Source organism: Aestuariivirga sp., assembly GCF_046093005.1.
Classification (GTDB): domain Bacteria; phylum Pseudomonadota; class Alphaproteobacteria; order Rhizobiales; family Aestuariivirgaceae; genus Aestuariivirga.
The window spans coordinates 1-4,037 of the sequence record NZ_JBJTER010000013.1 but is presented as its reverse complement, the minus strand read 5'-3'; the positions used below and the strand labels follow the sequence as shown (position 1 = coordinate 4,037).

The 4,037-nt window shown below is 57.4% G+C and carries 5 protein-coding genes; 4 read left to right on the top strand and 1 reads right to left on the bottom strand.

Annotated features, from left to right (window positions below; all coding sequences use genetic code 11):
• Positions 1 to 59: 59 nt before the first annotated feature.
• Entirely contained in the window at positions 60 to 704 is a 645-nt protein-coding gene (locus ACKOED_RS00655; protein WP_408914643.1) for a hypothetical protein, read from the bottom strand.
• A gap of 276 nt (positions 705 to 980) precedes the next feature.
• Here ACKOED_RS00655 and rplM point away from each other — a divergent pair, with 276 nt between their 5' ends.
• From rplM to ACKOED_RS00635, 4 genes are all read left to right on the top strand, one after another.
• On the top strand, positions 981 to 1,445 hold the full coding sequence (rplM, locus tag ACKOED_RS00650; RefSeq protein ID WP_408914642.1) for a 50S ribosomal protein L13: 465 nt from the start codon (positions 981 to 983) through the stop codon (positions 1,443 to 1,445).
• 2 nt (positions 1,446 to 1,447) lie between these two features.
• The gene (rpsI, locus tag ACKOED_RS00645; protein WP_408914641.1) at positions 1,448 to 1,939 is read left to right on the top strand and encodes a 30S ribosomal protein S9; all 492 of its coding nucleotides are present in this window, start codon (positions 1,448 to 1,450) and stop codon (positions 1,937 to 1,939) included.
• 149 nt (positions 1,940 to 2,088) lie between these two features.
• The gene (locus ACKOED_RS00640; RefSeq protein WP_408914640.1) at positions 2,089 to 3,414 is read left to right on the top strand and encodes a hypothetical protein; all 1,326 of its coding nucleotides are present in this window, start codon (positions 2,089 to 2,091) and stop codon (positions 3,412 to 3,414) included.
• Positions 3,415 to 3,522: 108 nt separating this feature from the next.
• The coding region (locus tag ACKOED_RS00635) for a DNA cytosine methyltransferase (RefSeq protein ID WP_408914639.1) at positions 3,523 to 4,037 on the top strand (515 nt) is incomplete at its 3' end.

Sequence of the window (4,037 nt, the reverse complement as noted above, 5' to 3'; positions counted from 1 at the left end):
GGGATCGTTGAGGGTCAGGCGGAGCACGCCGCCGTCGCGCGCGGAGAGCAGGAGACCGGTCATTCTTCTTCGATGTCGAGCAGCTTCAGCCGGTCACCATAGACGGGATCGTCCATCAACCCTTCGATGACCTTCCGGTTGTTTTCCGATGGAATGAGCGATTTTAGGGCCTTGATCATCGTGTCTTTCATGTCCTGGGCCAGCTGCGGGTCTTCCTCGACTTCCTGGATCTGCAATTGCAGATCCGCTGACTGGTCGTCGATGACGCTGCTGTAGGTGAGGCCCAGCGTGGTGATGGCCAGGTTCCAGTCCGAGACATTGGCGAAACCGGCGGCCTTGATGTCTGCCTCGAACTTCTTGCCGTCATCCGTCTGGTCGACGAAATCCTGCAGGTTCTCGAACTGATCGAAATCGGAGTTGACGTATTTTTCCTTGGCTGCGATGTAGCTGTCGAGCGCGCGCTTGGCGATGTCCGCCGTCAGTTCGATGGTCTCGATGGTGGGAATTTCGCCGACGCTCACCTCATTGCTGTCGGGCGTGTCCCAGTCATCGGGCGCAAGGCCGCCGTCCGGCGGACTGGCCGCTGGGGGCGGGGCGATTGGGGCCGGCGGAGCCTCCGGGTTTTCCAGCGGCGCCGCGCCAGCTTGTGGCGTGAGGCCGGGGGCGAGCGACCAAGCGGCCAGCAGGGCGGTGGCCGCCAGCATGGCTACCGGAAGTCTCGGGAGTAAATTGCCTGATAACATCACCGCTTCTCTAACCGGTAACTCTAGGGCAAGGCGCCGTGCGGGAAAAGAGCCAAATCGCCAACCGGCTCGCTTTTGAGGTATTATGTTACCGCTCACGAATTTCTCAGGTTTCATCGGGGTTTTTCTTGACACTCGGATGCCCGCGAAATATGGAGCGGGTCCTGAACGGGGGCTAGGGCGGTTCGCAGCCGCGCGCGTCCCCATCCCTGATCCCATAGTGCCAGAGAAAAACGGATGACAACCTATTCGGCGAAAGCCAAGGACATCGTGAAGGACTGGGTGCTGATCGACGCCGAAGGGCTGGTCGTGGGCCGCGTGGCCTCGATCATCGCCAACCGGCTGCGCGGCAAGCACAAGCCCACGTTCACGCCCCACATGGATTGCGGTGACCACGTCGTGGTCATCAATGCGGAGAAGATCCACTTCACGGGCCGCAAGCGCCAGCAGAAGACCTATTATCACCACACCGGCTTTCCGGGCGGCATCAAGGAGCGCAACGCCGGCAAGATGCTGGACGGCAAGTTCCCCGAGCGGGTTCTCGAACTCGCGGTGAAGCGCATGCTGCCCGGCGGCCCGCTCAAGCGCCAGCAGATGACGCATCTGCGGATCTATGCCGGTACGGCGCATCCGCATGAGGCGCAGAACCCCAAGAAGCTGGACATCAAGTCCATGAATCCCAAGAACGCGGTGAGAGGCTGACCATGGCTGAACGCAAATCCCTCGCAGACCTCGGCCAGGCCATGGGCGTGGCGCCCGCTGCCGGCGCCGCGGCGCCTGCCGCGCCCGCCAAGCCCAAGCTTGACGCCCAGGGCCGCGCCTATGCCACCGGCCGCCGCAAGGACGCGACATCGCGCGTCTGGGTGAAGCGCGGCAAGGGCCGCATCACCGTCAACGGCAAGCCGATCGAGACCTATTTCGCGCGCCCCGTTCTGCGCATGCTGGTCCAGCAGCCGCTGGTGACGGCGAACCGGGCCAGCGAACTTGATGTCGAATGCACGGTCGCCGGCGGCGGCCTTTCCGGCCAGGCCGGTGCGGTGCGCCATGGGCTGGCCCGCGCGCTCACCTATTTCGAGCCGGAACTGCGCGCCGCCCTCAAGAAGGCCGGCTTCCTCACCCGTGACCCGCGCATGGTGGAGCGCAAGAAGTACGGCCATCCGAAGGCCCGCCGGAGCTTCCAGTTCTCGAAGCGTTAAGTCCGAAGCAGTTTTTACTGTTTCTTTTCAAGGGGTTGCAGTTCTGCTGCAGCCCCTTTCTCGTTTTCAAATCGTTTACAACTGCTTGATTTCATTAAGAGCGCCACTTATCGTTGTTTCCAACTCGTTTCCAACTTTTGGGAATTTCGATGACGCACTACCAAGATCGGAAGGACCTATATGACGGCGATCTCGTCATTTTCCGCCGAGCCGATGCAGAAGTCCCCCCTGAAAAGCGCTATTGGCAAGCCCGCTTCAAGATTGCGGGCCGTGTCGGGTTCATCACGAAAAGCCTGAAAACCCGCAAATACGAAGACGCCTACGAAACCGCCAAATCCATGTATCTGCGATTTCAGCAGATGCAGCGGGAGGGGGCCTCGCTCGAAGAACACGGCTTCAGCAAGTCGTGGGATGAGTGGGTGCGTCAGAAGATCGCAGAAGGCGCATGGGCCGAAGAGCGGAAGAAATGGCACGTCAGCTACGGCAATCGCTACTTCAAGCCCTACTTCGGAGCCAAGAAGCTCGACACCATCACGGCGGACGTGGCTGACGGCTATTGGTCGTGGCGCAAGAACTATTGGAGGGATGGCGACGGCACGAAGCTGATCGTCAAGAATCCCCGCCGTCGTGGCCTCGGTAACAGAGGCACAGCCAATCACGCAAAGACACCCGCCTTGAAGACCCTGCAGATGGAGCAGGCTGCGCTCAATCAGTTCTTTCGATGGGCGTATGAGAAGAAGCGGTTGATGCGCTTTCAGGTCCGCCTCACCGTCAACTCTTCATCGAAGAAGGACAATGAGGGGCGGCGGGCAACGTTCGATAATCACGAATGGAATGTTCTGACACGCAATCTGCTGTCATGGACGCAGCGTGTCGGCAAATTCGCTGATGACCGCCTGAATGAGTACCACCGCCATCAACGTGAGCAGCTTCGCTACTTCGTGTTGTTCGTCGCAGGCACGGGCATTCGGCCAGGAACTGAAACACGGTTCATGAAGTGGGAAGACATCACGTTTTTCAGCGACACCGACGGGGAAGAAAAGGCCTCCATCAAGATACGGCAGGCAACAAAGAAGGGCGTGCAGCGCACAGTCATTTCAATGCCAAACGTCGTACCGTGGATGAAGGAATGGCGGGAAAAGAGCCGCTTCAATGGTGAACAGGATTTGATTTGGTACGGACAATCAGCGGCAGGGCAGAAACAGAAGCCATCGGTCGATATGAACAAGTCGTTTCAGGTCTTTTTGAAACGCATTGAATACAAGGGCAGGACAGACGGGTTGCTATATGATGGTGATTCTCGACGGCGTTCCCTGTATTCGCTGCGCCATTTCTATGCAACTCAACGTGTGCTGAATGGCGTTGAGTATGAGACGCTTCGTAAGAATATGGGAACGGGGATAGAGCAGCTTCAGAAGCATTACGATTGGGTCGAAACGAGGCAAAAGTCGGTTGAGTTGACGAAGCGACGCTGATGATTGATTAGCTTCCATTGGGCCCGGCTAGAGCGAGAGTATTCCAGAGTGTTAACTCACGCAGAGCAACGCCAATGACTACGTGGTCTGTAGGAACAGGGAACATCTGTGCGTATTGAAGTCAAGAAGACGAGGCTAAGAGCTGTCAGTCTATTCTCAGGCTGCGGAGGGTTGGACCTTGGCTTTCACAATCGTCAATGTGATCTAATTGCTGCAGTCGATTCCGACAAGATTGCGCTAGAGACCTTCGCTCGCAACATAAGTCCCGAAGCGCATTGTCTCGACGTCACTAGTTCTGATTTCGATAGTCTGCTGGCATCGATGCCTCACTGTGACATTGTTCTCGGAGGGTTTCCCTGCCAGGGCTTTTCGAAAGCCGGCCCGAAGAAAGCGGCAGATCCTAGAAATCTTCTCTACACAAGAATGGTTGATGCTGTTCGAACACTTCGACCCACTATTTTTGTCGCCGAAAACGTAGACGGTCTCAGCCAAAATTACGCCGGTGAGTTTCTAAAGAAAATCGTCTCGGACTTCAGTTCACTCGGATATCGTGTTTCGCATGACGTCCTAGATGCTGCTCAATTTGGAGTACCTCAACACCGAAGGAGAGTATTCTTTGTCGG

Bases quoted from the DNA above. Each gene is read 5' to 3' on its own strand.
- ACKOED_RS00655 (WP_408914643.1), bottom strand. From the start codon at position 704: ATGCTGGCGGCCACCGCCCTGCTGGCCGCTTGGTCGCTCGCCCCCGGC.
- rplM (WP_408914642.1), top strand. From the start codon at position 981: ATGACAACCTATTCGGCGAAAGCCAAGGACATCGTGAAGGACTGGGTG.
- rpsI (WP_408914641.1), top strand. From the start codon at position 1,448: ATGGCTGAACGCAAATCCCTCGCAGACCTCGGCCAGGCCATGGGCGTG.
- ACKOED_RS00640 (WP_408914640.1), top strand. From the start codon at position 2,089: ATGACGCACTACCAAGATCGGAAGGACCTATATGACGGCGATCTCGTC.